Source organism: Alsobacter sp. SYSU BS001988, from assembly GCF_054796215.1.
This window is the reverse complement of the sequence record NZ_JBTAMK010000005.1, coordinates 43,672-68,735: the sequence shown is the minus strand read 5'-3', so window position 1 is coordinate 68,735 and position 25,064 is coordinate 43,672. Positions and strand designations below refer to the sequence as shown.

The window sequence follows — 25,064 nt, the reverse complement described above, 5'->3', positions numbered from 1 at the left end:
AGGTCTGGAGTGCGGCGGGGTGCGCCCAGTGTACTCTCTAAAGTTGTGGAACGCAGGGGGGTTCCGTTTCATTGTCTAGCACTGGCCGAGCGGCCGGATGCGCGCGATCGTCCTTCGCACAAGAATACGACCAGAGGGGAACCTGGGCATGAGCCGCGCCTTCGTAAAAGAGCAGGACGGAGGAGAAGCCTTCGAGGACCTGCCGGACCGCCCTGTCAGCCCCCATCCCAACCTCGTGACCCCAGAAGGCCTGCGCCAGATCGAAGAGGCGGTGGAGCGGCTGCGCCGGGAGCACGGCGACGCGCAGGCTTCGGGCGACAAGGCGAGCGTGGCCCGCGCCGCGCGCGACCTGCGCTACTGGCAGCATCGCCTGTCCAACGCCGAGCTGGTGCAACCCTCCACGGACCCGCGTACGGTGCATTTCGGCGCGACGGTGACGATCGAGCGCGACGACGGCCGGCGCCAGACCTGGCGCATCGTCGGCGAGGACGAGGCGGACCCCGCGCGGGGCACGCTCCCGCATGTCGCGCCGCTGGCCCAGGCTCTGCTGGGCAAGAGCGTCGGAGACATCGTCGAAGCCGGCCAGGGCCAGGCCGAAATCGTCGCCATCGGCTGAACCGAAACCGCTCGCGCGCGCCGGCCGATCTGGCACAGTGGCGGGGCGATGCTGACGCCGCCAGACCCCTTTCCGCCCGAGCCGCTCGTCGAAGGGCGCGTCCTCGTCCTGATCAGCGAGATCGCGCGCTGGGCGGCGGGAGCCGAGAGGCTTGCGCCAGAGGAGCGCATCCGCGCCGAAGCGATCTCCCATCCTGCGACCGCGCGCGCCTTCGTGGCGGGCCGGGCGCTGGCCCGCACGTGCATGGCCCGGCTCCTGGGGCTTGCGCCCGGGAAGATTCCGATCGCCATCGACGAGAGGAGCAAGCCGACGCTGGCCCTGCCCACGCGGCTGCGCTTCAACCTCAGTCATTCAGACGAGCATGTCGCGCTCGCCCTGACGCTCGGAGCGGAGGTCGGGGTGGACTTGGAGCCGACCGCTCCGCCGGATCGCGACGCCGTCGCCGAGGTCGTGATGACGCCGGCAGAACTCGAAGCTTTCCTGGCGATCCCGCCGGACGGGCGCGACGCGGCTTTCCTGAAGCTCTGGACCCGCAAGGAGGCGGTGATGAAGGCCGGCGGGACCGGCTTCTCGGTCGATCCGCGCCTGCTGACGGTCGGGACCGGCCCCATCCGTGGCCTGGTGGCCATGCCGGGTTTCGCAGCGCCCTTCGCGCTCGCGGACCTGCCCGGGCCGATCGCGGCGGCCGTGGCGCTGCACGCGCCCAGCGTCGAGGCGACGGTTGTGCGGGCCTGACGCTCAGTCCATCACATGGGCTTCGGGAGCGCCCCCGGCGGGACGCTTGGCGCCCTTGATGGCCAGGAGTAGAGGGAAGGCCGCGAGGCTGATGAACATCATCAGCTTGAAGTCGTTGCCGTAGGCCATGATGGCGGCCTGCTGCGTCACGAGCTGGTCCAGCATCGCCCGGCCGGACACCGTGGTCCAGTCCATCACGGCCTTCACGTCCGGCATCTTCAGCGCGTCGTTGAAGGGCGTCAGGTGCTCCACGAGCTGGCTGTGGAACTGCGTGGTCTTGCTGGTCAGCTGGGCGATCACCACCGAAATGCCGATCGAGCTGCCGATGTTGCGGATCAGCGTCCAGAGCGCCGTGGCGTCGGTGCGCAGCTCGCCCGGCAGCGTCGCGAAGGCGACCGTGTTCAGCGGCACGAAGACGAAGCCGAGGCCGAATCCCTGGATGATGTTGATCATGTTGATGTGCATGGCCGAGGTGTTCGGCGAGAAGCCGATCATGGCCCACAGCGCCCAGGTCGAGGCCGACAGCCCGATGAAGATCAGGATGCGCGGGTCGACGACGCTCAGGAGCCGCCCCACCACCATCATGGCGACCAGCGTGCCGATGCCGCGCGTTCCCAGCAGCAGGCCGGAGGTGAGCACCGGGTAGCCCATCACGTTCTGGATGAAGGGCGTCACCAGCGCCATGGTGGCGAGCAGGATGATGCCGACGATGAACATGAAGATCACGCCGACGGCGAAGTTCCGGTCCCTGAAGATGTGGATCGGGATGAAGGAGCGCGGCGCCGTGAAGGCGTGCGACAGGAAGAAGTAGAAGCCGGCGGCGGCGATGACGGCCTCGGCCACGATCTCGCCGGAGTCGAACCAGCCCACCTGCTCGCCGCGATCGAGCATCAGCTGCAACGCGCCGATGCCGACGGACAGGGCGATGAAGCCGAACCAGTCGAAGGAGAGCGCCTTTTTGGCGGGGCTCTCCTCCATGATGGCCGACAGGCCGAGCACGGTGACGACGCCGACGGGCAGGTTGACGAAGAACACCCAGCGCCAACTGTAGGTCTCGGTGAGCCAGCCGCCCAGCGTCGGGCCCATGATCGGGCCGAGCATCACGCCCATGCCCCAGATCGCCATGGCCGAGCCGCGCTGCTCGGCCGGATAGGCGTCCAGCATGACCGACTGCGACAGCGGCACCAGCGCCGCCCCGAAGACGCCCTGGAGCAGGCGAAACAGCACCATCTGCTCGATGCTCTGGGCCGCCCCGCACAGCATGGACGCCACCGTGAACCCGGCGGTGCAGACGATGAACAGGCGCTTGCGGCCGAAGCGGGCCGACATCCAGCCCAGCGGCGAGGTCATGATGGCCGCGGCCACGATATAGGAGGTCAGCACCCAGTTGACCTGGTCCTGCGTCGTGCCGAGGCCGCCCTGCATGTAGGGCAGCGCCACATTGGCGATCGTCGTGTCCAGCGCCTGCATGATGGTGGCCATCATGACGCAGACGGTCAGGAGCATGCGCCGGGCGCCGGCTCCCGTTTTCGCCGGGGCCGCGGCAGGCGAGGGCAGGGCGGGCGCGGCGGCCGACATCAGCGCGCGCTCGCTTCTTTGGCGGCCGGCGACTGGCCGGCGCCAGGCCCCATGATGGCCGCCACCGCCTTGCCGAGCCCGAACAGGCCCGCCAGCGTGCGCTGCCGGCCGGTGTCGATGTCGACATTGGCGCTCATGCCCGCGCGCAATTCGCGCGTGTCCTCGCCCGCATCGAATTCGATGCGGACCGGAACGCGCTGGACCACCTTCACCCAGTTTCCGCTGGCGTTCTGAGGCGGCAGGATCGCGAACTGGGCCCCGGTCCCGGGGCTGATCGCCGCCACATGGCCGCGCCAGACGCGATCCGGATAGGCGTCGACCGTGATCGACACCGGCTGGCCGTGCTGCACGTAAGTGAGGTCCGTCTCCTTGGGATTGGCGTCGACCCAGGGCTGGTCGTCGGACACGATGCTGAAGACCGCCGTTCCGGCGTCCAGGTATCGTCCCATCTGGATGCTGGAGACCTGCGTCGCCACGCCCGAGATGGGGGCCCGCAGCACGGTCTGGGACAGGTCGCGCTGCGCCCGGTCGAGCGCGGCCTTGGCCTCCATCCAGGGCGCGAAGGCTTCGATGGCCATGTCCGGGTCGCCCCGCAGCTGCGCCAGCTGGGCGGCGCGCTGCTGCTCGAGCTGCTCGATCTGCGCCCGGGCGGCGGCGACGGAGATCTCCGAGGATTCCAGCTCGGCGCGAGACCCGGCGCGGCTGGCCAGCAGGTCCGTCTTGCGCTGCAGGTCGGCCTGGCGAAGCGTCAGGGTCTGGCGGGCGAGCTGGAGCTGGCTCTCCAGGCTCTTCACATTGGCTTTTAGGGTGGCGAAGTCCGTCGCCACCTTGGCGAGGTGAGCCTGCGCGGAATCGACCGCGATCCGGTAGGACGTCTGGTCGATCTCGAGCAGCTCGTCGCCGGGCGACAGGCGCTGGCCTTCCTGCACCAGGATCTTGCTGACCTTGCCGGAGATCTCCGGAGTGATCAGCACCTTCTGGGCGCCCACATAGGCGTTGTCGGTGGAGACGAAGCGTCCCCCGTGCAGATAGGCGTAGCCGCCGCCCGCCACGGCCAGCAGCGGAACGACGACGAACAGGACGAAGCGCAGCCCACGGCGCTTCCTGGCCGGAGCCGGCGCCGCCGGCGCGGCCGAAGCTTCTGCGGCGGCTGCCGGGGCGCCGGCGGACGCCGGCTCTGTCGCGGCGCCCTTCTCGGCGCTTTCGGTCACATCGGTCATGGCTTCGTCTTTGCGGATGAGAGGTCGGTTCGCTCGGCGCCGTCCAAGTGGAGCCGCTGCTTCAGATTGTCCTTCACGACGCCGAGGTCGCGGATCAGGGCCGCGATCGTGTCGCGATCGAGCCCGGCGAGGGCCGCGCCCATGATCTCGCCGCCCACGGCCGACAGGGAATCCAGCACCGGATAGGCCTTCTGCGTCAGGAACAGCCGCTTGAGCCGCCTGTCGCCCGGATCCGGGCGCCGCTCGACGAGGCCGTCGTCGCAGAGCCGGTCGATCTGCCGCGCCAGCGTGATCGGTTGAACGTCCAGGACGCAGGCGAGTTCGTTCTGGCTCATCCCCTGCCGGCGTTCGAGGCGGTTCAGCACGGCCCATTGGGCCCGCGTGGTGCCGATTTCGCGCGCGCGCTGGTCCGTATAGGTGCGCAGCAGGCGCGCCGCGTCGGCGATCAGAAATCCCAGTTCCCGCTCCGGCGTGGCGGGCCTTCGCTCCGGGCCCGGCCCGGCGGCGCCGGCCGGGGCGCGGTGGGCGGCCTTGAGGGAAGATGACATGGGCCTCGTCCTGATTCGAATTCGTAAGCGAGCTTAACATAAGGCGGCACAGCAGCTCTTCCAGAGCATGTGCGGCGAAGCGGCCTTGCGCGTGACGCAGAGCTTCGCAACGATCAATCACGCCAGTGACTACCGGTGGTTGCAGACACCTGGAACGCTGCCGAAGAATGCTGTGCAGAGGGAGCCGCCACCTGACGAAGCCCGCATTTCGGCCTGTCGCGAAGGGGCGGCGGTGCTATGCTGAATCACGGAATGAGTCGGCGAAGTCATGCCCTGCCACGTCGCCCGCGTGTGCTGACCCGGCCTTGTACAACCGCTCGGATTGGTGTTGCCCGATGTCGGAAGATTTCAGTGCCAAGAACCCCTCCTTGACGGGGGGAGCTCTCGACGAAGGAGCGCATGACGAGGCTCCGCTCGATCTGATCGAGATCACCGGCGCCATCAAGTGGTTCGACGTCGCCAAGGGATACGGCTTCATCGTCCCCGACAACGGAATGCCCGACGTTCTGCTGCACGCCACCTGCCTGCGCCGGGACGGGTTCCAGGTCGCCTATGAGGGCGCGCGGGTGGTGTGCGAGGCCCAGCGCCGCCAGCGCGGCTACCAGGCCTTCCGCATCCTGTCGATGGACACGTCCGCGGCCCCGCACCCCTCGCAGCTGCCGCCCGCCCGGACCCATGTCAGCGTCACCCCGACCAGCGGGCTGGAGCCCGTGGTGGTGAAATGGTTCAACCGCCTGCGCGGCTTCGGCTTCGTCTCCCGTGGCGACGGCACGCCGGACATCTTCGTCCATATGGAGACGCTGCGGCGCTACGGCATCACCGAACTCAAGCCCGGCGAAACCGTGATGGTGCGGTTCGGCGACGGCCCGAAGGGGCTGATGGCCGCCGAGGTGCGGCTCCTGGCCGTCAACGCACAGGCCCCGTCCTCGCACTGACCCTGGGACGGCTCGCGGCGCAGCCGGACAGCGCAGGCGCGCGGCCCGCGCGGACAGCTCGAACGGATTGACCGACAGCGACGGAGCGGGGCAGTGTCCCGCGTCGTCCAGAGGTCCCTCCATGCCGGTTTCGTATCTCCCCCGCATCCTGTCCGTCGCCGCGCTCTTCTGCCTCGCCTTCTGCGCCCTGGCGCCGCGGCCTGCGCAGGCCGAGCCCGCGCTCGAAAAGCTGGTGATCCTCACCAAGCAGGGCCCCCGCACCTTCGAAGTCGAGGTCATGCGCACCGACGAGGAGCGCGCGAAAGGCCTGATGTTTCGCCGCTACCTGCCGGTGGACCGTGGAATGCTGTTCGACTTCAAGGAGACGCAGCCCGTGATGATGTGGATGAAGGACACATTCATCCCGCTCGACATGGTGTTCATCCGCAAGGACGGCGTGATCGCGCGCATCGCGGCCGACACCGAACCGCACTCGACCCGGACCATCTCGTCCGGCGAACCGGTCTTCGGCGTGCTGGAGATCAACGCCGGCGTCGCCGCAAAGCTGGGCCTCCAGCCGGGCGACAAGGTGCAGCACGCCCTCTTCGGCGCGAAGCCCTGAACATCGGGCAAGTCTCTGAAAATTCATGAAAAAGGCCCCGCGGGAGCTGAACGCCGCGGGGCCTTGTCGCTCGAAATCGGAGGGGGGCAATCCCGATTTGCGAGATGAGAACGCTCGGGCGCGCCATCCGTTCCCGGCCTCCCGCACGTCGCCGCCCGCATGGATCCGTCCACAATCTGACTCAGGTTGATTCAACCTTCGATTGAAAATTCCTGTGAATAGCCGAACATTCCGTTACTGCCCTCATAATCACGAAGTAAACTGAAGTATTCTCTCGTTGATTTAGGTCGTTCGTTGGCTGATCATTCCTACCTGTGCTTGGTAGGAACGCGCAAATGTTCAGGCGAATTTTACGCGTACTTGGTGAAAATGCGTCACGGTGGGCAGCAGGCGATGACGCGGCGATAGCGCCCCTGTTCGCCGTGGCGTTGTTGCCTTTGCTGGTGTCCATCGGGGCCATGGTGGACCTTCAGGCCAAGGCCGTGTCGCAGACGCAGCTGGACGGCCTGGCCGACTCCTCGGCGCTGGCCGCGGCGGGCTACACGGCCGGCGCGGCCGCCGACGCCGAGCAGGTCGGCGTCAACGTCTTCCGGTCGGGCCTGAGCACGCTCAAGCGCGTCACCCTGAACGACCTCTCCGTCAAGGTGACCGATTCCGGCCTGTCGCGCACCGCGGTGGTGACCTATTCGGGCAAGTCGGCGACGTCGCTGCCCCAGATCGTGGGCGTGAAGAGCCTGCCCGTCGGCGGCTCGGCCACGGCCACTCTCGGCCGGGCGCCCTATATCGATTTCTACCTCCTGCTGGACAACACGCCCTCCATGGGGGTGGGCGCCACCACCGCCGACATCGCCACCATGGTGAACAACACCTCCGACAAGTGCGCCTTCGCCTGCCACGACCTGTCGAACTCCAAGAGCTACTACGACCTGGCCAAGAAGCTGGGCGTGACGATGCGCATCGACGTGCTGCGCATGGCCACCCAGCAGCTTATGGACACGATGAGGACCACCGCCACGGTGATCAACCAGTTCCGGGTCGGCATCTACACCTTCGGCGCCTCGGCCACGGCCGCCGGCCTGACCTCGGTGGCGCCGCTCAGCAGCGACATCGCGGCGGTCAAGACCGCGGCCGGCGCGATCGACCTGATGACTGTGCCCAACAACAGCTACAACAACGACATGGACACCAACTTCACCGGCGTCCTGACCTCCCTCAACGCCGCGGTGCCCAGCCCCGGCGACGGCACGTCCGAGACGTCCCGGCAGAAGGTCGTCTTCTTCGTGTCGGACGGCGTCGCCGACGAGAACAACACGACCTCGTGCTCGCGCCCCCTGACCGGCACGCGCTGCCAGTCGCCGATCAACCTGTCGCTGTGCTCCGCGCTCAAGAACCGGGGCGTCAAGGTGGCGGTGCTCTACACCACCTACCTGCCGCTGCCGACCAACAGCTGGTACAACACCTGGATCGCGCCCTTCGCGAGTTCGATCAGCCAGAAGATGGCGAGCTGCGCCTCGCCCGGGCTGTTCTTCGAGGTCAGCCCGTCCCAGGGCGTGTCGGAGGCCATGACGGCCCTGTTCCGGCAGTCCATCAACTCCGTGCGGCTGACCAACTGAGGCCCGCCCTCGCGGGCGCCCGCGAATGCCCCTTGCGGGCGCGGGGCGAAAACCGTAGACGGGGCGACGTGGTCGCACCATCGGGGTATAGCGCAGCCAGGTAGCGCGGAAGTTTTGGGTACTTCAGGTCGCAGGTTCGAATCCTGCTGCCCCGACCACGCGAGCCTCCCGTCGTCCCGAGACCACGTCGACAGTCGAGCCTTCCAGCAGCGAGCGCACCATGGCCGCCAGGATCTACCGCCCCGCCAAGAACGCCATGCAGTCCGGCACTGCGAAATATACGCGCTGGCTCCTGGAGTTCGAGCGCGAGGCGAAGGACATCGATCCGCTGATGGGCTGGACCAGCTCGGGCGATACGCGCCAGCAGGTGAAGCTGTGGTTCGACACCAAGGAAGAGGCGGTCGCCTACGCCGAGCGCAACGGCATCGCCGCCACCGTCGAGGAGCCGAACGAGCCGAAGCGGCGCCAGATCGCCTATTCGGACAATTTCCGCTTCAATCGCGTCGGCCAGTGGACCCACTGACCCGCCCGCGCTCCGGCACGGCCCCGTAGCTCAGATGGATAGAGCAAGGACCTTCTAAGTCCGAGGTCGCAGGTTCGAATCCTGCCGGGGTCGCCATTCCTCAGCGCTGCCGATCTCGCATCGCCGCCGGCGCTGGCGCGCTCCGGAAGCGTTCGCATGCGCCGTCACGCCAGGCGATCCGAAGACGGTGCGCGCGCCCGGCTGCGTCAAGCTCAGTCCAGTCGTGCAGTCCTGATGGATTAGAGCTCAGATGAGGGGCTCCAGATTGGCTAAAGGTAATGTGTTCGCGGCCATGTTGGAGCGCATGATCGTCCTCTCGCCAAACAGGGGACACCATCATGCGTAGCGACGCCGCCGCATCGACTTCCCTCTTCGCGCCAGCTGCCGTCGAAGCTCCCGTCGCGACCGGGTTCTTCCCCATCCTGCTCTTCACCACGGCGGGGCTGGCCTTGAGCGTGCTTCTGCTCTTCAGCGGCCTGCTCGCGGTTCCGCTCGAAAGCTGGTGACGCCAGGCGCGGCGCGCCCGCAGGGCGGCGCCCTCGCCGGATGGAACGGAGCGGGTCAGACGCCGCGCGTGGCCATGCGGTCCACCTCCAGGCAGAGGGCCACGGCGCGCCGCGCCTCGGCCAGGGTGATCGTGGCCGGCGCGCCCCGAAAGGCCGCGAAGGCGCGGCCGAGATGCTCCTGGAGTTCGTAGACCTCGCCGGAGAGCGGGATGGCGATCCGTTCCGGCGGATCGGCTCCCCGCCGGACGGCCAGCTCGTATTGCGCCTGCGTCGCCCGGTCCTCCCGGCCCGTCCACCATGTCCGGACCGCGCCGTCCGTGCAGGCGACCTCCAGCAGCGTGTGGTGTTCGAAGCCGGCCAGGCATTGGGTGACGACGGCCGTGGCGCCGTCCGGCCATTCCAGCCAGGCGGTGACGACGTCGGCCGTCGCCCCTCGTCCCTGGGCCGTCGCGGCGGCCACGCGCGGCTCGCCGCTCTCCTGGCCGTACCAGGCGAGGAGGTCCAGGAAATGCACCAGCTCCTCGAGGGACCAGGATCCCACGCGGTCGCCCTCCATGCGCCACCCGCCGGAGCCCGGCCGGAAACCGCGCCTGAAGAGCGAGAAATGCTGGTGGCGGACCCGGCCGAGCGCGCCGGACGCGATGAGGCCGCGCACCGCGCCCCATTGGTGCGAGACGCGCAGCTCGTGGTTGACGACCACCATGCGGTCGGCGCGCCGCGCGGCGTCGATCACGGCGTCGCATTCGGCGAGCGTGAGGCCCAGCGGCTTCTCCAGCACCACATGCGCGCCCGCCTCCAGCGCCGCGACCGAGAAGGCGGCGTGAAGGTCGTTCGGCACCGCCACGATGACGGCGTCGAAGCCGCCCGCCGCCAGCATCGCCTCGTAGGACGCGTGGCGCGGGACATGGGGGATCTCCGCCTTGGCGGCCGCCGCGGAGGACTCGCCATGGCAGAACACCGCCACGAGCGCCGCCTCCGGCAGGGCCGCGAGCGCGCGGGCGTGCATGCGGCCCCATGCGCCGAACCCGGCCAGCGCCACGCGGATCGGCTCAGCCATGGGCCCGCCCCACGGCGCGCCCGGTCTTCACGTCGAACAGGTGGGCGCGGTCCATGTTCAGCCGCAGCATGAGGTCGTCGCCGGGGCTCGGCCTGATCTCCGGCCGGACGCGGACCGTCATCGGATGCCCGGCCGCCTGCGTGAAGACGAGCGTGTCCGCCCCGAGCGGCTCGACGACCTCGACGACCGAGGCGATGTCGAAGCGGCCCGGCTCGGCGTCCCCGAGGGCGACCTGGACGTCCTCCGGCCGAACCCCGAGCATGAGGTCGTCGCGGTCCGCGCCGGGGACGGGGTAGGGGAGCACGGGCCCTCCGTCGCGGAGCATGACGCCGCCCTGGCGCCGATGCGCCGGAATGAGGTTCATCGTGGGAGCGCCGATGAAGCTCGCCACGAAGAGGCTCGCCGGGGCGTGGTAGACCTCGTCCGGCGTCCCGATCTGCTCGATATGGCCGGCGTTCATGACCACGACCCTGTCGGCCAGCGTCATCGCCTCGATCTGGTCGTGCGTGACATAGACCGTCGTGACGCCCAGCCGCTGGTGCAGCTTCTTCATCTCCAGGCGCATGCTCCCGCGCAGCTTGGCGTCGAGGTTCGACAGCGGCTCGTCGAACAGGAAGACGCGCGGCTTGCGCACGATGGCGCGTCCCATGGCCACGCGCTGCCTCTGGCCGCCGGAGAGCTGCCGCGGCCGGCGCTGCAGATAGGGGGTGAGGCCCAGCACCTCCGCGGCCTCGCGGACGCGCCGGTCGATCTCCTTGCGCGGGACGTCGCGGTAGCGCAGCGAGAAGGCCATGTTCTCGAACACGGTCATGTGCGGATAGAGGGCGTAGTCCTGGAAGACCATGGCGATGTCGCGGTCGCGCGGCTCGACCTCGTTCACGACCCTGCCGTCGATGCGGATCTCGCCGTCGGAGATGTCCTCGAGCCCGGCCAACATCCTGAGCGTGGTGGACTTGCCGCAGCCCGACGGCCCGACAAGCACGATGAACTCGCCCTCGGCGATCGACAGGTCGATGGCGTGGACCACCTCCAGCGCGCCGTAGCGCTTGACGAGCTTGACGAAGTCGACGGTCGCCATGGCGGCCCCTCAGTTCTGCGCCGCCGTTCGGACGCGGGCCGCGGCGGCCTGGAAACGGGCCGCCGCGGCGTCGGCGTTCCGGAACAGGAGCGCGCAGTCATTCGCCACCGAGACGAAGTCGAAGCCGCTCTGGATGTGGCGTTCCGAGATCTCGTCGTTGGGCGCCAGGACGCCGACATACGCGCCGGCCGCCCGGCAGCGCGCGAGGCCCGCCTCGATCGCCTGGGTCACCTCCGGGCGCCCGGCCTGCCCGGGATAGCCCATGCTGGCGGCGAGGTCGCCGGGGCCGAAGAAGACGGCGTCGACGCCGTCGACCGCCGCGATCTCCTCGCACCGCTCCAGGGCCGCTGCGGTCTCGATCTGGACGATGAGGAACAGTTCGTCGTTGGCGCGGGTCACATAGTCCTGGAAGCGGGCGTAGCGGCTCGCCCGGTGCATGGCGGCGACGCCGCGCGAGCCCTGCGGCGGGTAGCGCATGGCGTCCACCGCCGCGCGCGCCTCGTCGGCGGATTGCACATAGGGCAGCATGATCGTCGCGAAGCCGGCGTCCAGGTGCTGCTTGATCAGGATCCGGTCGTTCCAGGCGAGCCGCAGGATCGGGATCGTGGGCGTCGCCGCGATGGCCCTGGCGTGCGCCATGGCGTCGTGCAGCGAAACCGGCGCGTGCTCGCCATCGATCAGCAGCCAGTCGAAGCCGGACCAGCCGAGCGCCTCCGTGGCGTTGACCGAGTTCAGCATCGACCACACGCCGAGCAGGGGGCGGCGCGCCTGGAGGGCGGCCCGGAAGGCGTTGGCGGGCAGCGTGTGCGCGGGCGTCTGGGACACGGGGCGTCCTCCTGTCAGGTGGTGCCGCGAACGGCCAGTTCGAAACCGAGGTCGTGACTGCCGCCGACCGCCTCCGCGCCGGCGATGCGCGCGCGCAGCAGTTCGGCGATCTTGGCCCCGATCTGCTGGCGCGGCGGCCGCACGGTCGTCAGCGGCGGCTCGCAGGCCGAGGCGAAATCGAGGTCGCCGAAGCCGCAAAGCTTGATGCGCTGCGGCGTGGTGAGCCCGCGCCGTTGCGCTTCGAAGAGGCCTCCCAGCGCCAGCGCGTCGTTCGTGAAGAAGACGGCGTCGACCTCGGGAGCGCCGTCGAGCAGCCGCCCGAACGCGGCCGCCCCGGCGCTGGCGCTGGCCGGGCCGTCGATCCGGGCCTCGGCCGGCGGGGCGAACCCGGCCTGGACGGCCGCCTCGACGAAACCGGTCCGGCGATCCGCGGCGCGGTAGTCGAGGTCCATCATGGCGCCGACGAAGCCGAGCCGCCGCGCGCCGCGCTCGGCGAAGTGGCGCACCACGGCGGCCCCGATCGCGCTCTGCGAGAAGCCGATGATCTCGTCGATCGGATGGTCGGACAGCTCCCACATCTCGAAGACCGGGAGCGCCGAATCCAGCAGCGCCTTGACGGTGCGCTTCGTGTGGCGGCGTCCGGTCAGCACGATCGCGGCCGGGGACCAGGCCAGGAAGGAGAGGACGAGCTGCTCCTCCGTCTCGGGCGAGTAGCGGCTGTTGCCGATCATCAGCTGCAGGCCGCTCCCCCGCAGGCCCTCCTCGAGCGCGTCCACGGTGGCGGCGAAGAAGGAGTTGATCATCGAGGGGATGATCACCGCCACGGTGGCGCTGCGGGCGCTCGCCAGCGCCCCCGCCATGAGGTTGGGACGGTAGGAGAGCCTCTCGATGGCCTCGGCGATGCGCGCGCGCACGCTGGCCGACACCATCTGGGGCTGGCGCAGGGCCCTGGAGACCGTCGCCGGCGAGACGTCGGCGAGGCGCGCCACGTCGCTCATGCGCGAGCGGGACGGCGCCGCCCGCCGCGGCGACGGCTCCTGGCCGGTCATGGGGCGGCCTCGGCGCGGCGGCGCATCAATAGATCTCCGGCTCGGGCGTGCGGGCGCCGGATTCGAGGATGTCGAAGTCGCAGCCCTGGTTCGCCTGCGTCACGTGGTTCTGGAAGATGGCGCCGTAGCCCCGGGCGAAATGCGCCGGCGGGGCGGTCCATGCGGCGCGCCGGCGCGCCAACTCGGCGTCGTCGACCAGCATGTCGAGCCGGCGCGCCGGCACGTCCAGGACGACCTCGTCCCCCGTCCGAAGCAGGCAGAGCGGGCCTCCGACATGCGACTCGGGGGCGATGTGCAGCACGCAGGTCCCGTAATGGGTGCCGCTCATCCGCGCGTCCGACATGCGCACCATGTCGCGCACGCCGGCCGCCAGCAGCTTGCGGGGGATCGGCAGGGCTCCCCATTCGGGCATGCCGGGCGCCCCGACGGGCCCGGCGCCGCGCAGCACCAGCACGCTGTCCGCGTCGACGTCGAGGTCGGGATCGTCGATCCTGGCCGTCAGTTCCGCATGCCCGTCGAACACCACCGCCCGGCCGCGATGCGTGAGCAGGCCCGGCGTGGCGGCGGACGGCTTGATCACCGCCCCGTCCGGGGCGAGGTTGCCGCGCAGCACCGCCAGGCCCGGCTGGTCCGTCACCGGCCGGTCGATGGAGCGGATGACGTCGTCGTCGTCGACCCGCGCCCGGGCGAGGGCGTCGCCGACGGTTCCGCCCGAGACCGTGCGGGCGTGAAGGTCCAGCCGGTCGGCGATGCGGGTCATCAGGCCCAGGAGGCCGCCGGCGAAGTAGAAGTCCTCCATCAGGTTCGCGCCGGCGGGGAAGAGGTTCGCCAGCACCGGCGTCCGGCGGGCCGCGTCGTCGAACGCGTCGAGGTCGATCGAGAGCCCGGCGCGGCGGGCCAGGGCCACCATGTGGATGACGGCGTTGGTGGAGCCGCCCAGGGCGGCGTTGACGTGAAGCGCGTTGCGCAGGGAGCCCTGGCTCAGCACGCTGGACGGCTTCAGGTCCTCCCAGACCATCTCGACGATCCGCTCGCCGCAGGCCGACGCCATGCGGGCGTGGGCCGAATCCATGGCCGGGATGCTGGAGGCGCCCGGCAGCGTCAGGCCCAGGGCGTCGACCAGCGACGTCATCGTCGTCGCCGTCCCCATGGTGTTGCAGGTCCCGGGAGACCGCGTCGAAACGCCCTCGAACTCGGTCATGTCCCCTTCGCCGAGCGCGCCGGCGCGGTAGTCGTCCCAGTATTTGCGGGTATGGGTGCCGGCGCCGACGGTCTGCCCGCGCCAGCGGCCGTTCAGCATGGGGCCGGCCGGGCAGAAGATCGCCGGAACGTCCACGCTGACGGCGCCCATCAGCAGGCCCGGCGTGGTCTTGTCGCAGCCGCCCAGCAGGACGGCGCCGTCGATCGGGTTCTGGCGCAGGAGCTCCTCGGCCTCCATGGCCAGGAAGTTGCGGTAGAGCATGGTGGTCGGCTTGACCATGACCTCGCCCAGCGACATCGCCGGCAATTCGATCGGGCATCCGCCGGCCCGCACCACGCCCCGCTTCACCGCCTCGGCGCGCTCGCGCAGATGAGCGTGGCAGGGGCTCATCTCGCTCCAGGTGTTGACCACGGCGATGACGGGGCGGCCCACGAACTCGCTGGGCCGCCAGCCGGCCTGCTGCATGCGCTGGCGATGCGCGAAGGCCCGCATCGTGGTGTCGGCGAACCAGCGTGCGCTGCGCAGATCCGACGCGTGGCGGCGAGGCAAGGCCCGGCTCCCCTGTGTGCTCAGGGGCAGATGACAGCGCTTTCATGCGCCTGTCAACGCGGTCCGCCCGGCGCGCTGCGGGCCGATCGGGACCCGTCCGGAGACGCTTGACCGACCTTTTGCAACCGCTATCATCCCGCCCCAGAGCTGCTGACGAGCCTCAACAGGCCGTTCGCTCCCGCAGGCCGCGCGTCGCACCCGGGGTCTCCGGCGAAGCATGCTCAGGGAGGATTGGATGGACCGCAGGACCGTTCTCAAGGCCGGCCTCGTCGCCGCCGGCGCACTGGCGTCCCCCGCCTATCTGCGGGCCCAGTCCAACAAGAAGCTCAGCATCCTGACCTGGAACATCTCCGACCAGGAGGCGCTGTTCCGGGAGGAGTTCGCCGACTTCCAGAAGGCGAATCCGGGCGTCGAGATCGAGTGGCTGGACAAGAAGGGCCCCGAGCTTCCCGCCTTCTACCAGACCCAGCTGGTCGCCGGCACCGCGCCGGACGTGGTCGACCTGCAGGGCGCCATCTGGGTGGAGTGGGCCGCCAACGGCGCGCTGCTCGACCTGACGCCCTACATGCAGGACGCCGCCAAGCTCTACAACAAGGACTACCTGTCCAGCTTCTCCTACGAGAACAAGACCTACGTCGTTCCGTTCTACATCGCCAAAACGCTCCTGTTCTACAACAAGACGATGTTCAAGGAGGCCGGTCTCAAGGAGCCGCCCAAGAGCTTCGACGAACTCATGAGCTCGGCGCAGGCCATGGCCAAGGGCGAGAAGACCGGGTTCATCACGCTGAATTTCGACTGGCTGTATTGGCCGCTGATGAAGATGAACGGGGTCGAGCTGCTCACCCCGGACCTCAAGAAGCCGGCCTTCAACACCCCTCAGACCGTCGCGACGCTCGAGAAGCTGGCCAAGGCGACGGAGAGCGGCGCCATCAACAAGATCGCCTGGACGGGCCGCTGGGTGGAGCCGAACGGCGCCTTCGCGTCCGGCAATGTCGGCATGCTGCACGCCCACTCGGCGTCCTACTTCTTCGTCAAGGGGCAGGGGCCCTGGGTCAACGCCGACACGCTGGGCGCCGTGCAGGCGCCGGGGAACTGGTCGACGCCGACCAATCACGGCCTCGCCGTGTCGAAGAGCTCGAAGAACCCGGACCTGGCCTTCGCGCTGGTCAAGCACATGACGGGCAACAAGTGGGCGACGGAGTTCTCGACCCGCCGCCGCATCCTGACCGGAAACGTCGAGGCGGACCGCATCGGGCTGGAGAAGGTGAAGGCGAGCGATCCCCTGGCCTTCGAGGTCCTGCAGACGCAGCTGGAGCACACCGACCGGATGACCGGAAACTGGCCCCTGCCGAACGACGCGCAGATCAAGGACGCGTTCTGGCCGGAGATCCAGAACGCGGTGCTCGGCCGCAAGGACGCCAAGACGGCCCTGGCCGACGCGGAGCGCGCCGTGACGCGCGTGCTGCGCCGCTCGTGATCCCGGGGGCTTAGGCCGGCCACATCAGACGGAGGGACGCGTTTGGCGACGGTCGCGACCGAGAGGCTGGCGCGTCGGCGGTCGACCTGGTTCGCCAAGCGCAAGACCCGCCAGGCCGCGCTCGTCTGGTGCTTCCTGGCGCCGTCGCTGCTGATCTTCCTGCTCTACCGCATCCTGCCCCTCGCCTGGAACGTCATCCTGTCGTTCCAGGCCTGGTCGCCGCTGAAGCCCGCCGTGTTCATCGGGCTCGACAATTACGAGGAGATGTTCTTCGACGACGAGGTGTTCTGGCAGGCCCTGCAGAACACTCTCCTGGTGATCGCCTCGGCCCCGATCGGCATCGCCATGGCGCTGGGGCTCGCCCTGCTGGTCAACTCCGACATCCGCGGGCGCGACGTCTACCGGACCCTGATCTTCCTGTCCTACCCGCTGATGACCGTCGCGGTCGCCATCATCTGGCGATGGATGTTCGACGAGAGGGTCGGGCTCATCAACTATGTCGCGCGCGTGCTCGATCTGACCGACAAGCCCATTCCGTTCCTGAACTCCTTCGCCTGGGCGCTCCCGTCGGTCATCGCCGCCAATATCTGGCAGATGCTCGGCTTCTACATGATCATCCTGCTGACGGGCCTGCAGAACATTCCGGGAAACCTTTACGAGGCGGCTGAGATCGACGGGGCGAACGCGTTCCGCCGCTTTCTGCGCATCACCTTGCCGCTGCTGAAGCCCTCCATCTTCCTGTGCTTCGTCATCGGCATGCTGAACTCGGTGACGAGCTTCGATCTCGTCTACGTCATGACGGGCGGAGGTCCCGGCCGGGCGACCGAGCTCCTCGTCACCTACATCTACAAGCTGGGCTTCAGCCAGACGCGGTTCGACTACGCGGCGGCCGTGACGGTGGTGTTCTTCGCGCTGCTGATCGTGGTGACCTGGGCGGCCAACCGGCTGTCGGGCGGCAACGCCGGCGCGGTGGAGCAGGAGGACTGATGCGCCGCTATCCGCGCTGGCCCATCCATCTCGCCCTGCTGGCCACCAGCGTCGTCATGCTGACGCCGTTCTACTGGGTGCTGAAGACGTCGGTGTCGGGCGAGAACATCTTCAACTATCCGCCCAACCTGATCCCGCGCGACCCGCACCCGTTCTTCTATGTCGACGTATGGTACGCGATCCCCTTCGCGCGGTATTTCCTGAACAGCGTCATCGTCTCGGCCATGACGATCGCCGCCAATGTGGTGTTCAACGCCATGGCGGGCTACGCGCTCACGCGCGGCTTTACGGGCAAGTCGCTCGTCCTCGTGCTGTTCCTGAGCTGCATGATGGTGCCGTTCCAGGCCACCATCATCCCGGCCTATCTGATCACCGGCAAGCTCGGCCTCCTGGATTCCTATCTGGGTCTGGCGCTGCCGCAGTTCTCGACCATCATCTGCATCTTCGTCTTCAAGGCGAGCTTCGACGCCGTGCCCCGGTCCCTGATCGACGCGGCCAAGATGGACGGCCTGTCGGAGTGGCGCATCATCTGGAAGGTGATGATCCCGCTGGCCAAGTCGGCGATGGCGACCAACGTCATCCTCTCCTTCATCTGGTCGTGGAACAACTTCATGTGGCCGCTGATCATGACCCGATCGGCCGACATGCAGACGCTGCCGCTCGGGCTGGCGCGCTTCCTGTCCTACCAGGAGGACACGACCGGGGCTCTCTACGCCTTCTGCATCATGGTGCTCGCGCCAGGCATCCTGCTCTTCCTGCTGGCCCAGAAGGAGTTCATCCAGGGCCTCACCTCCGGCGCCACGAAAGGCTAGCCGATGGCGGACGACGACGCTCCACGTCCCCTCTGGCGCAGGCTGCTGCTCAACCGGTTCGTCCTGACGCCGGCGATCCTGGCGCTCACGGCGGGCGCGTGGAACCTCTACGTCGTCACGCACAATCACGGCGTCGTCGCGGGCCGCGTCGTCGACGCGGCCGGGCGTCCCGTCGAAGGCGCCGAGGTGGTGCTCTGGACCTTCAACTTCACGACCTTCGCCGAGAAGGGGCACGCCGTGACGGGGCCGGACGGGGGCTTCCGCTTCGCCGACAACGCCTCGCACAACATCCAGCTGAGCGCCGCCAAGCCTGGCGTCGGGCGTTCCGAGCGCATGCCCATCCGGCTCTATTTCCGGGGCCAGGACGTCACCCTGGCGAAGCCCCTGCGGCTGCAGGCGGGCGCATGAGCACGCCGGCGCCCGCGCGATCCGGTCAGCCCGCGAAGGCGGGCTCCGGCAGTCCTTTTGCGCCCAGGCCGTGGATGGCGAAGAGAGCGCCGGCCAGGGCCGCGCCGGGCGGCGCCATCATGGCCGAGGACGTCACGTAGAGGACGTCGAGCGCCGGGCCCCCGAAGGCGCACATGGTCGGATGGCGGACCGGGAGTTCGATCAGGCGGTCGATCCGGCCGGTCGGATCGATCCGGGCGATGCGGCCGCCATGGACCAGCGCGCACCAGTAGAAGCCGTCGCTGTCCACGGTCGCGCCGTCGCAGCGGCCTTCGATGTCCCGGGTCGAAAAGAACGTCCGCCGGTTCGAGATGCGGCCTTCGCCGAGGTCGAAGTCGTAGGCGAAAACCGTCTCGGCGCGGCTGTCGGCGAAATAGAGGGTGCGGTCGTCAGGGGAGAAGGCGAGGCCGTTCGACACGATGAAGCCCGTGTCCATGCGGCTCGCCGAGCCGTCCGGATCCAGCCGGTAGAGCGATCCGGTCGGCGCCGTCAGGGTCGCGTCGCGCGATCCGCACCAGAAGCGGCCGGCGCGATCGCATTTGCCGTCGTTCAGGACGTTGTCCGGCCGGTGCGGCTCCGGGTCGACGAGCGTCCTGGCCGTCCCGGCCTCGAGGTCGAGGAGCGCGAAGCCGTCCTGCAGGGCGGCGACGAGGCCGCCCGACCGGCGGAACCCGAAGGAGCCGATCACCCGGGGCATCGGCCAGCTCGTGACCCGCCCGTCCGGCCCGAGGCGGCGAACGGCCGGAGCGAAGGCGTCGATCCAGTAGAGCGCCTGCTCCTGCGGGCGCCAGCAGGGACATTCCCCCAGGATGTCGGGCTCGGCGCGGACCACCTCGATGTCGACCGTCATCGCCTCACCAGGGCAGCGGCTGGTCGTGATAGGTGACGAAGCTGCCCGTGTGGTGCGGGCCGGCTCTGTGCATGACGCCGCGCATGCCGGCCACGCTCTCCTCGACGGGCACCCGGCCGCCGGGCTCGGTGGCCGCCCAGCCGGGATGCAGCGCGATGGCGCAGACGCGGCGCGGGGCCAGGTCGATCGCCAGGGAGCGCACCATCATGTTCAGCCCCGCCTTGCTGGTCCGGTAGGCATAGGTCCCGCCGGTCAGGTTGGAGGCGATCGAGCCCATGCGGCTGGACACGAACGCCATGAGGCGCAGATCGCTGCGGGCCACATGCTCGACGAAGCACTCGGCGAGCTTCATCGGCCCGATCAGGTTGGTCTCCAGGATGCGCCGCCAATGCGGATAATCGGTCTCGCCGAAGCCCTTGTGGGGGTGGCCGATGCCGGCGTTGCTGACCAGAATGTCGATCGACTCGCCCGAGAGGCGCCGCGCCAGGGCCTCGATGGCGGCGTGGTCGGTGACGTCCAGGGCGAGCGTCTCCACGTCGCCGCGCAGGTCGGCGGCGCTGCGGGCCGTCGCCGGGTTCAGGCAGGTCGCGAACACGCGGCAGCCCTCGGCCGCATATTGCCGCGCGAATTCGAGGCCGAGCCCGGTGTCGCAGCCGGTGATCAGGATGGTCGGCATCCGGTCATGTCTCCAGGAGGGGGAGGGGGGTCTGGGCGCCGTGCCGGGCGCTGCTGTCCAGGCAGGCCTGGACGAAGGCGAGGCCGGCGACGCCGTCCCCGATCGTCGGGGTGAGCCGCGCCGTGGCCGGGGCGGGGCGCCCCTGGCGCTCCAGGATCAGGTCGGCGAAGCCCGCATAGAGATTGGCGATGGCCTCGTGCAGTCCCTCCGGATGGCCGAGACGCTGGAGATGGGTGGAGGCGAGCGCCAGCGGCCCCAGAGTCGCCTGGCCGCTTCCGGTGATGCGCACGTCGCCGTCCAGCGACGCGAAGGCCAGGCGGCCATGCTCCCGGTGACTCCATTCCAGGTGCCCGGTCTCGCCGAAAACGCGGATGATGAGCTGGTTGGACATGCCGGCCGCCGCGTTGCACACGTCGATGCGCCCGCGGGCGCCGCCGCGCATGCGCATGCGCACCTGGGCGACGTCATGGACGATGCGCCCCGGCACGAGCGCCCCGACGTCGGCCGAGACGCTCTCCACCTCCAGGCCGGTGACGAAGCCGGCGAGGTGGTGGGCGTGGGTGCCGATGTCGCCCAGCACCAAGGACGGGCCGCTGATCTCCGGCCGCAGCCGCCATCGCTTGTCCGCGTCGGGACCGTCCTCGACCCGGGTGGCGAGGCCGCCGGCCAGGTAGTCGACCTGGATCAGCCGGATCTCGCCGAGGTCGCCCGCCAGGATGCGCGAACGCATCTCGCGCAGCATCGGGTAGCCCGAATAGGTGTGCGTCAGGGCGACCACGCGGCCGCTCTCGCGCGCCAGCGCGGCGAGGCCGCGCGCCTCGTCGAGATCGTTGCAGAGCGGCTTCTCGACCATGAGGTCCAGCCCCGCGGCGAGGCCGGCGCGGACATACCGGGCGTGGCTGTCGTTGGGCGTGATGATCGACAGGGCCTCGACGCCGTCCGGCCGTCGCGCCTCCGCGGCGATCATCTCCTCCACGGAGCCGTAGCACCGGTCCGCGGGCAGTCCGATGGCCACGCCTTCGGCGCGCGAGCGCTCGGGCCGGGACGACAGCACGCCCGCCACGATGTCGAAGCGACGGTCCATCGCCGCCGCGATCCGGTGCGCCGGTCCGATCACGGAGGGCGGCGCGCCTCCCGCGATCCCGAGTCGGAGCGGGCGGCCGAGCGCGGCGAGAACTGGGTTTGGGCTGGTCATCGTCTGATCCCGAGCGTTTCGTCGATCGCCTCGTCGGCGAGCGTTCCCCGCAATCCCTGGTCGAAGGCGCGCTCGGTGACCCGGATGATGTGCCCGGCGATGAAGCGCGATCCCTCGGCGGCGCCGTCTTCGGCGTTCTTCAGGCAGCACTCCCATTCCAGGGTCGCCCAGCCGTCATAGCCATGCTGCGCCAGGCGATCGAAGACGCCGCGAAAATCCACCTGTCCGTCGCCGACGCTGCGGAAGCGGCCCGGCCGGTCGAGCCAGCCCTGGTGCCCCCCATAGACGCCGCTCGACGCGCTGGGCCGAAACTCGGCGTCCTTGACGTGGAAGGCGGCGATCCTGGCGTGGTGGCGGTCGATGAAGCCGAGATAGTCCATGTGCTGGAGCAGCATGTGGCTGGGATCGTAGAGGATGCGCGCCCTCGGCGCCGCCTCGACGAGCGCCAGGAAGCGCTCGAAGGTCACGCCGTCGTGGAGGTCCTGCCCCGGGTGGAGCTCGAAGCACAGGTCGACGCCGGCGGCGTCGGCCGCCTCCAGCAGGGGCCTCCATCGGCGGGCGAGCTCGTCGAAGGCGCGCTCGACCATCCGCTCCGGGATGGGCGGATAGGGATAGATGTATGGCCAGAGAAAGCCGCCCGAGAAGACGGCGACGCGCCCGGCGCCGAGCGCCGCCGCGATCCTGATCGCGCGCGCGACGTCCCCGGCGGCGGCCTCCGGGCCGGCCCTGGCGCGCTCCATTCCGGGCAGCGTCTCATAGGCCGGGTGGACGGCCATGGCCTGGCCGGCGCGATGCGCGGCGATCTCGCTGATCTCGAGGCCGCTGTCCCGGCTCACTTTCTCGAGTCGCCGGATGGCGTCCGCCTCGGACAGGTCCTTGAGGTCCTGCAGCCTCGGGTCGAGGGCGGGGACCTGAAGGGCCTTGAAGCCCAGGCCCGCCGCCCAGTCGGCCAGACCCGCCGCCGTGGCGCGGGGGCCGGACGCCTCGATGAACTGGGCGATGAAGAGCGATGGGCCGCGAAGGGTCTTGAGCATGCTGCGCGCCAGCCTCTGGAGGGTCGAGCCTAGGCGTTCGGCGCCGAGGCCACAATCGGTCCGACGCGGGTCAGCCGTCCGCGCCCGCCCCGCCCACTCCCGCCAGGCTCGCCCTGCGGACGAAGCCCTGCCGGGAGCAGCGCTCCAGCACGGCCCTGTCCGGCTCGGGGCCGAAGCCGGGCCCGTCCTCGATCAGGATCGAGCCCTCCGCCAGGGGCTGCGGGCCGCCCCGCACCTCGTCGAAGAGCGGGCTCTCGCGCACCTGCCGCTCCAGGATGAGGAAGGAGGGCAGCGCCGCGGCGACCTGGATGCTGATGCGGTCGAGCGCGGGGCCGACCGGGTTGTGCAGGCTCACCCCGACGCCCGACGCGGCGGTCAGTTCGAGGATGGCCATGCCGCTGCGGATCCCCGTCCAGCGCAAGTCCGGCAGGATCACGTCGCACGCCCCGCGCGCCAGGAAGTCCCGCGCGCCCTCCATGCTGGACAGGTGCTCTCCCCCGGCGATCCGGACGCCCTGGTCGTTGGCGAAACTCCGCAGCGCCCGCAACGCATGCGCGTCGAAGGCGTCTTCGGCCAGCGCTTCCTCGAGCCAGTAGAGGCCGTCGCGTCCCGTCTCGCGGAGCACGGTCCTCGCCATCACGGGCGACAGGCGCGAGTGGCAGTCCACCAGCAAGGCGACGTCCGGGCCGATGGCGTCGCGGACCGCCTTGATCCTGTCGATCCCCGCGCCGAGCAGGCGCGTGGCTTCGGCGTGGCTGGCGCGGGCCCAGTTCAGGCCGTCGAAGGGCGCGATCTTCAGCGCCCGGTAGCCTTCCTGCTCCGCCACCTCGGCGGCGCGCGCGGCGAAGCCCGCGGGGCTTCGATCCTCCATGCCGCGGTTGATGTTGGCGTAGACCGGGATCTCGCGGCGCTCCGGCCCTCCGAGCAGCGCCGCGAGCGAGAGGCCCGCGCGGCGCGCCATGGCGTCGAGGAAGGCCTGCTCGACCGCCCGCAGGACGGTGATGCGGGCCTGCGACGCATGCGCCATGCGCAGGCTCCCGACCGCCTCGGCCGGACCGGAGAAGGTCCGCCCGCCCAGGATGGCCTGCGCGTGTCCGATCTCGGCCAGGACGGCTTCCTCCGCCCCCGACAGCGTGGCCTCGCCCCACCCGGAGGCCGCCCCCGCGAAGACGAGTTCGAGCAGGATCCAGACCGTCTTGTCGGACACGGGCACGGTGTGGGCCCGCACCGCGTCGAGGGTGAGCGAGAGACGTTCGACAGGCACTTCCGCCCTCCCGGGACTCGGAACGGCCCATCATGGGATGGCGGCGGGCGCTGTCAAACCGCACGCCGACGGCGAGCGAAACGGTCGATTTTCGAGCCGGCGGGCCTCCTTGCGGCATTTGGCGCGGAAGATTGCCGAATTTGCATAGTGGGGAGGGGCCAGTCCTGACGAACCTTCGCGACCGACGGTCCGGCGGACCGGCGCAGATCCCGTCCACAGCACAAAGGTGCATCCATGACGAAACTCGCCTTCGCGGTCGCACTCCTCACGGCCTGGTCCGTCTCCGGCGCCAACGCCCAGGTCGAACTCAAGTCCTATGCGGACCAGAACGGCTACATCAACGTCCAGACCCTGACCTGCGCCCAGCTGGCGGGGACCTTCCAGGAGGACGCCGACATGCTGACCACCTGGTACAGCGGGTGGTACAACGGCCTCGCCAAGAAGCATTTCATCAATGTGGGTCGCTCGAAGGAGGCCGAGCACGAGGTCATCGTCTATTGCAAGGCCAATCCCGGCGTGAAGGTCATCAAGGCGATCGGGACCGTGATCGACGCGATGCGCAAGGAGAAGGGCATCGTCATCTCCAAGTAGGTCGGCGCCAGGGCGGGATCGTCCCGGCCAGGGCGATCTCGCGTCCGCCAGAGCAGGTTGGCGTGGCGCGCCCATGTCGCCGCCTGGGTCACGCCGGCGGCGCCCATTCGTCGGGGCGGAGCCGAGGCGGTCGCGGAGCCCTTCTGCGGTCACCGGGTCCGGCTCGCCGCGCCGGCTGGCGCGACGCCCTCCGCGGGGCGGAACGGCGGCGGCGGCTGCAGACTGGCGCTGAACGCCTCGGCGACGCCGCTGGCCTGCCGGTTGCGCTGGCGGAACATGTAGATCGGCACCGCCAGCCGCGGCGCGAAGGGGCGGAACTCCACGCCCGAGCCGGCCCGCAGGCGCGCAGTCTCTGAATCCACCACGCCGACGCCCAGCCCGTGCTCCACCATGGCGCAGACCGTGAGGCCCAGGCTCACGTCGATCACCGAGCTGTACTGCGCGCCGGCGGCCTCCATGGCGGCGGCCAGCCGACGGCGGAACTCGTCGGCCGGCCCCAGCGAGATGATCGGCTCCCCGGCGAAGTCGGCGGGGCTGACCTGCGCCTTCGCGGCGAGGCGGTGGCCGGCCGGCAGCGCCGCGAGGCCCTCCAGGTCGAAGAGCTTGCGGCGGGCGAGGTTGGTCTCCTCGCTGCGGATCTGCGCGATGCCGATGTCGATCTCGCCCGAGCCCACCAGCCGCACCGCGTCGGCGGAGTTGTCCGAGTAAAGCGACAGCGTCACGCCCGGATGCGTCCTGGCGAAGCGGGCCGCCATCAGCGGCAGCCAGGCGACGCTGAGCGTCGGGATCACGGTGACGACCACGCGCCCCTGCTTGCGGTCGCGCAGGCCGCCGGCGAAGCGCTTCAGGTTCTGCATGCCGAAATAGGTGCGCTCCACCTCGGCGTAGAGCGCGCGCGCCTCGTCGGTGGCGGCGATGCCCTTGGTGGTGCGAAGGAAAAGCTGAAGCCCCAGGTCGAACTCCAGCAGCCGCAGCGCCTTGGTGACGGCCGGCTGCGAGATGCGCAGGATCGCGGCGGCGCCCGTCACGGAGCCGCTGTCCATGATGGCCTTGAACACCTCGACCTGCCGGTAGTTCATGCCGTCCCGCCATAACCG

Annotated in this window: 26 protein-coding genes and 2 tRNA genes; 14 read left to right on the top strand and 14 right to left on the bottom strand. The window is 69.7% G+C overall.

The features are described from left to right. Positions 1–148 precede the first annotated feature (148 nt). The gene (gene greA / locus ACYVO7_RS11950) at positions 149–616 is read left to right on the top strand and encodes a transcription elongation factor GreA (RefSeq protein WP_460450050.1); all 468 of its coding nucleotides are present in this window, start codon (positions 149–151) and stop codon (positions 614–616) included. 48 nt (positions 617–664) lie between these two features. Then, entirely contained in the window at positions 665–1,351 is a 687-nt protein-coding gene (locus ACYVO7_RS11945) for a 4'-phosphopantetheinyl transferase family protein (RefSeq protein WP_460450049.1), read from the top strand. 3 nt (positions 1,352–1,354) lie between these two features. Here the strand turns inward: ACYVO7_RS11945 and ACYVO7_RS11940 are convergent, their stop codons facing one another. From ACYVO7_RS11940 to ACYVO7_RS11930, 3 genes are all read right to left on the bottom strand, one after another. After that, positions 1,355–2,857, bottom strand: a complete 1,503-nt coding sequence (locus tag ACYVO7_RS11940; protein WP_460450048.1) for a DHA2 family efflux MFS transporter permease subunit — start codon at positions 2,855–2,857, stop codon at positions 1,355–1,357. 71 nt (positions 2,858–2,928) lie between these two features. Then, complete coding sequence (locus tag ACYVO7_RS11935) at positions 2,929–4,149, bottom strand: HlyD family secretion protein (protein WP_460450047.1); 1,221 nt, start codon at positions 4,147–4,149, stop codon at positions 2,929–2,931. Next, the gene (locus ACYVO7_RS11930; protein WP_460450046.1) at positions 4,146–4,697 is read right to left on the bottom strand and encodes a MarR family winged helix-turn-helix transcriptional regulator; all 552 of its coding nucleotides are present in this window, start codon (positions 4,695–4,697) and stop codon (positions 4,146–4,148) included. The genes ACYVO7_RS11935 and ACYVO7_RS11930 overlap by 4 nt, the downstream gene beginning before the upstream one ends. 335 nt (positions 4,698–5,032) lie before the next feature. Here ACYVO7_RS11930 and ACYVO7_RS11925 point away from each other — a divergent pair, with 335 nt between their 5' ends. The 7 genes from ACYVO7_RS11925 (at position 5,033) to ACYVO7_RS11895 (ending at position 8,875) form a co-directional block, all read left to right on the top strand. Beyond that, positions 5,033–5,632: a cold-shock protein gene (locus ACYVO7_RS11925; RefSeq protein ID WP_460450045.1), complete on the top strand. Its 600-nt coding sequence runs from the start codon at positions 5,033–5,035 to the stop codon at positions 5,630–5,632. Between the two features lie 121 nt (positions 5,633–5,753). Further along, positions 5,754–6,233: a DUF192 domain-containing protein gene (locus ACYVO7_RS11920; protein WP_460450044.1), complete on the top strand. Its 480-nt coding sequence runs from the start codon at positions 5,754–5,756 to the stop codon at positions 6,231–6,233. A 335-nt stretch (positions 6,234–6,568) separates the two neighbouring features. Further along, a complete protein-coding gene (locus ACYVO7_RS11915) occupies positions 6,569–7,846 on the top strand; it encodes a pilus assembly protein TadG-related protein (protein WP_460450043.1) in 1,278 nt (425 codons plus the stop codon). An 81-nt stretch (positions 7,847–7,927) separates the two neighbouring features. Further along, positions 7,928–8,004 (top strand) — tRNA-Pro (locus tag ACYVO7_RS11910). Between the two features lie 62 nt (positions 8,005–8,066). Further along, on the top strand, positions 8,067–8,369 hold the full coding sequence (locus ACYVO7_RS11905) for an ETC complex I subunit (RefSeq protein WP_460450042.1): 303 nt from the start codon (positions 8,067–8,069) through the stop codon (positions 8,367–8,369). Between the two features lie 19 nt (positions 8,370–8,388). Beyond that, positions 8,389–8,465 (top strand) — tRNA-Arg (locus ACYVO7_RS11900). Between the two features lie 242 nt (positions 8,466–8,707). After that, positions 8,708–8,875, top strand: a complete 168-nt coding sequence (locus tag ACYVO7_RS11895) for a hypothetical protein (RefSeq protein ID WP_460450041.1) — start codon at positions 8,708–8,710, stop codon at positions 8,873–8,875. Positions 8,876–8,930: 55 nt separating this feature from the next. On the opposite strand, the gene ACYVO7_RS11890 is transcribed toward ACYVO7_RS11895, so the two are convergent. The 5 genes from ACYVO7_RS11890 to araD are packed head-to-tail and all read right to left on the bottom strand — an operon-like array spanning position 8,931 to position 14,634. Continuing rightward, positions 8,931–9,932, bottom strand: coding sequence for a Gfo/Idh/MocA family protein (locus ACYVO7_RS11890; protein ID WP_460450040.1), 1,002 nt, complete (start codon positions 9,930–9,932; stop codon positions 8,931–8,933). Next, positions 9,925–11,010 carry an ABC transporter ATP-binding protein gene (locus ACYVO7_RS11885; protein ID WP_460450039.1) on the bottom strand — a complete coding sequence of 362 codons (1,086 nt, stop codon included), beginning with the start codon at positions 11,008–11,010 and terminating at the stop codon, positions 9,925–9,927. Before ACYVO7_RS11885 ends, ACYVO7_RS11890 begins: the two co-directional genes overlap by 8 nt. A gap of 9 nt (positions 11,011–11,019) precedes the next feature. Then, positions 11,020–11,835: an HpcH/HpaI aldolase family protein gene (locus ACYVO7_RS11880; protein ID WP_460450038.1), complete on the bottom strand. Its 816-nt coding sequence runs from the start codon at positions 11,833–11,835 to the stop codon at positions 11,020–11,022. A 14-nt stretch (positions 11,836–11,849) separates the two neighbouring features. Then, positions 11,850–12,884, bottom strand: coding sequence for a LacI family DNA-binding transcriptional regulator (locus tag ACYVO7_RS11875; protein ID WP_460450037.1), 1,035 nt, complete (start codon positions 12,882–12,884; stop codon positions 11,850–11,852). A 25-nt stretch (positions 12,885–12,909) separates the two neighbouring features. Then, positions 12,910–14,634 carry an L-arabinonate dehydratase gene (gene araD / locus ACYVO7_RS11870; protein ID WP_460450036.1) on the bottom strand — a complete coding sequence of 575 codons (1,725 nt, stop codon included), beginning with the start codon at positions 14,632–14,634 and terminating at the stop codon, positions 12,910–12,912. A 235-nt stretch (positions 14,635–14,869) separates the two neighbouring features. On the opposite strand from araD, the gene ACYVO7_RS11865 reads away from it, so the two are divergent. From ACYVO7_RS11865 to ACYVO7_RS11850, 4 genes are read left to right on the top strand one after another with little or no spacing between them, the layout of a single operon-like run. Then, positions 14,870–16,111, top strand: a complete 1,242-nt coding sequence (locus tag ACYVO7_RS11865; protein ID WP_460450035.1) for an ABC transporter substrate-binding protein — start codon at positions 14,870–14,872, stop codon at positions 16,109–16,111. A 42-nt stretch (positions 16,112–16,153) separates the two neighbouring features. Next, on the top strand, positions 16,154–17,098 hold the full coding sequence (locus ACYVO7_RS11860; protein ID WP_406858456.1) for a carbohydrate ABC transporter permease: 945 nt from the start codon (positions 16,154–16,156) through the stop codon (positions 17,096–17,098). Next, a complete protein-coding gene (locus tag ACYVO7_RS11855; RefSeq protein ID WP_460450034.1) occupies positions 17,098–17,910 on the top strand; it encodes a carbohydrate ABC transporter permease in 813 nt (270 codons plus the stop codon). Before ACYVO7_RS11860 ends, ACYVO7_RS11855 begins: the two co-directional genes overlap by 1 nt. Positions 17,911–17,913: 3 nt before the next feature. Next, positions 17,914–18,318: a carboxypeptidase-like regulatory domain-containing protein gene (locus ACYVO7_RS11850; RefSeq protein WP_460450033.1), complete on the top strand. Its 405-nt coding sequence runs from the start codon at positions 17,914–17,916 to the stop codon at positions 18,316–18,318. Between the two features lie 25 nt (positions 18,319–18,343). Here the strand turns inward: ACYVO7_RS11850 and ACYVO7_RS11845 are convergent, their stop codons facing one another. From ACYVO7_RS11845 to ACYVO7_RS11825, 5 genes are all read right to left on the bottom strand, one after another. Continuing rightward, positions 18,344–19,207: an SMP-30/gluconolactonase/LRE family protein gene (locus tag ACYVO7_RS11845; protein ID WP_460450032.1), complete on the bottom strand. Its 864-nt coding sequence runs from the start codon at positions 19,205–19,207 to the stop codon at positions 18,344–18,346. A gap of 4 nt (positions 19,208–19,211) precedes the next feature. Further along, positions 19,212–19,883, bottom strand: coding sequence for an SDR family oxidoreductase (locus ACYVO7_RS11840; protein WP_460450031.1), 672 nt, complete (start codon positions 19,881–19,883; stop codon positions 19,212–19,214). Between the two features lie 4 nt (positions 19,884–19,887). Then, positions 19,888–21,078 carry a Gfo/Idh/MocA family protein gene (locus tag ACYVO7_RS11835; RefSeq protein WP_460450030.1) on the bottom strand — a complete coding sequence of 397 codons (1,191 nt, stop codon included), beginning with the start codon at positions 21,076–21,078 and terminating at the stop codon, positions 19,888–19,890. Continuing rightward, positions 21,075–22,112: a sugar phosphate isomerase/epimerase family protein gene (locus ACYVO7_RS11830; RefSeq protein ID WP_460450029.1), complete on the bottom strand. Its 1,038-nt coding sequence runs from the start codon at positions 22,110–22,112 to the stop codon at positions 21,075–21,077. Before ACYVO7_RS11830 ends, ACYVO7_RS11835 begins: the two co-directional genes overlap by 4 nt. 70 nt (positions 22,113–22,182) lie before the next feature. After that, positions 22,183–23,376 carry a mandelate racemase/muconate lactonizing enzyme family protein gene (locus ACYVO7_RS11825; RefSeq protein WP_460450028.1) on the bottom strand — a complete coding sequence of 398 codons (1,194 nt, stop codon included), beginning with the start codon at positions 23,374–23,376 and terminating at the stop codon, positions 22,183–22,185. A gap of 234 nt (positions 23,377–23,610) precedes the next feature. On the opposite strand from ACYVO7_RS11825, the gene ACYVO7_RS11820 reads away from it, so the two are divergent. Beyond that, positions 23,611–23,967, top strand: coding sequence for an HdeA/HdeB family chaperone (locus ACYVO7_RS11820; RefSeq protein ID WP_460450027.1), 357 nt, complete (start codon positions 23,611–23,613; stop codon positions 23,965–23,967). Between the two features lie 149 nt (positions 23,968–24,116). Here ACYVO7_RS11820 and ACYVO7_RS11815 read toward each other — a convergent pair whose 3' ends face one another. Continuing rightward, the gene (locus ACYVO7_RS11815) at positions 24,117–25,046 is read right to left on the bottom strand and encodes a LysR substrate-binding domain-containing protein (protein WP_460450026.1); all 930 of its coding nucleotides are present in this window, start codon (positions 25,044–25,046) and stop codon (positions 24,117–24,119) included. Positions 25,047–25,064: the final 18 nt, after the last annotated feature.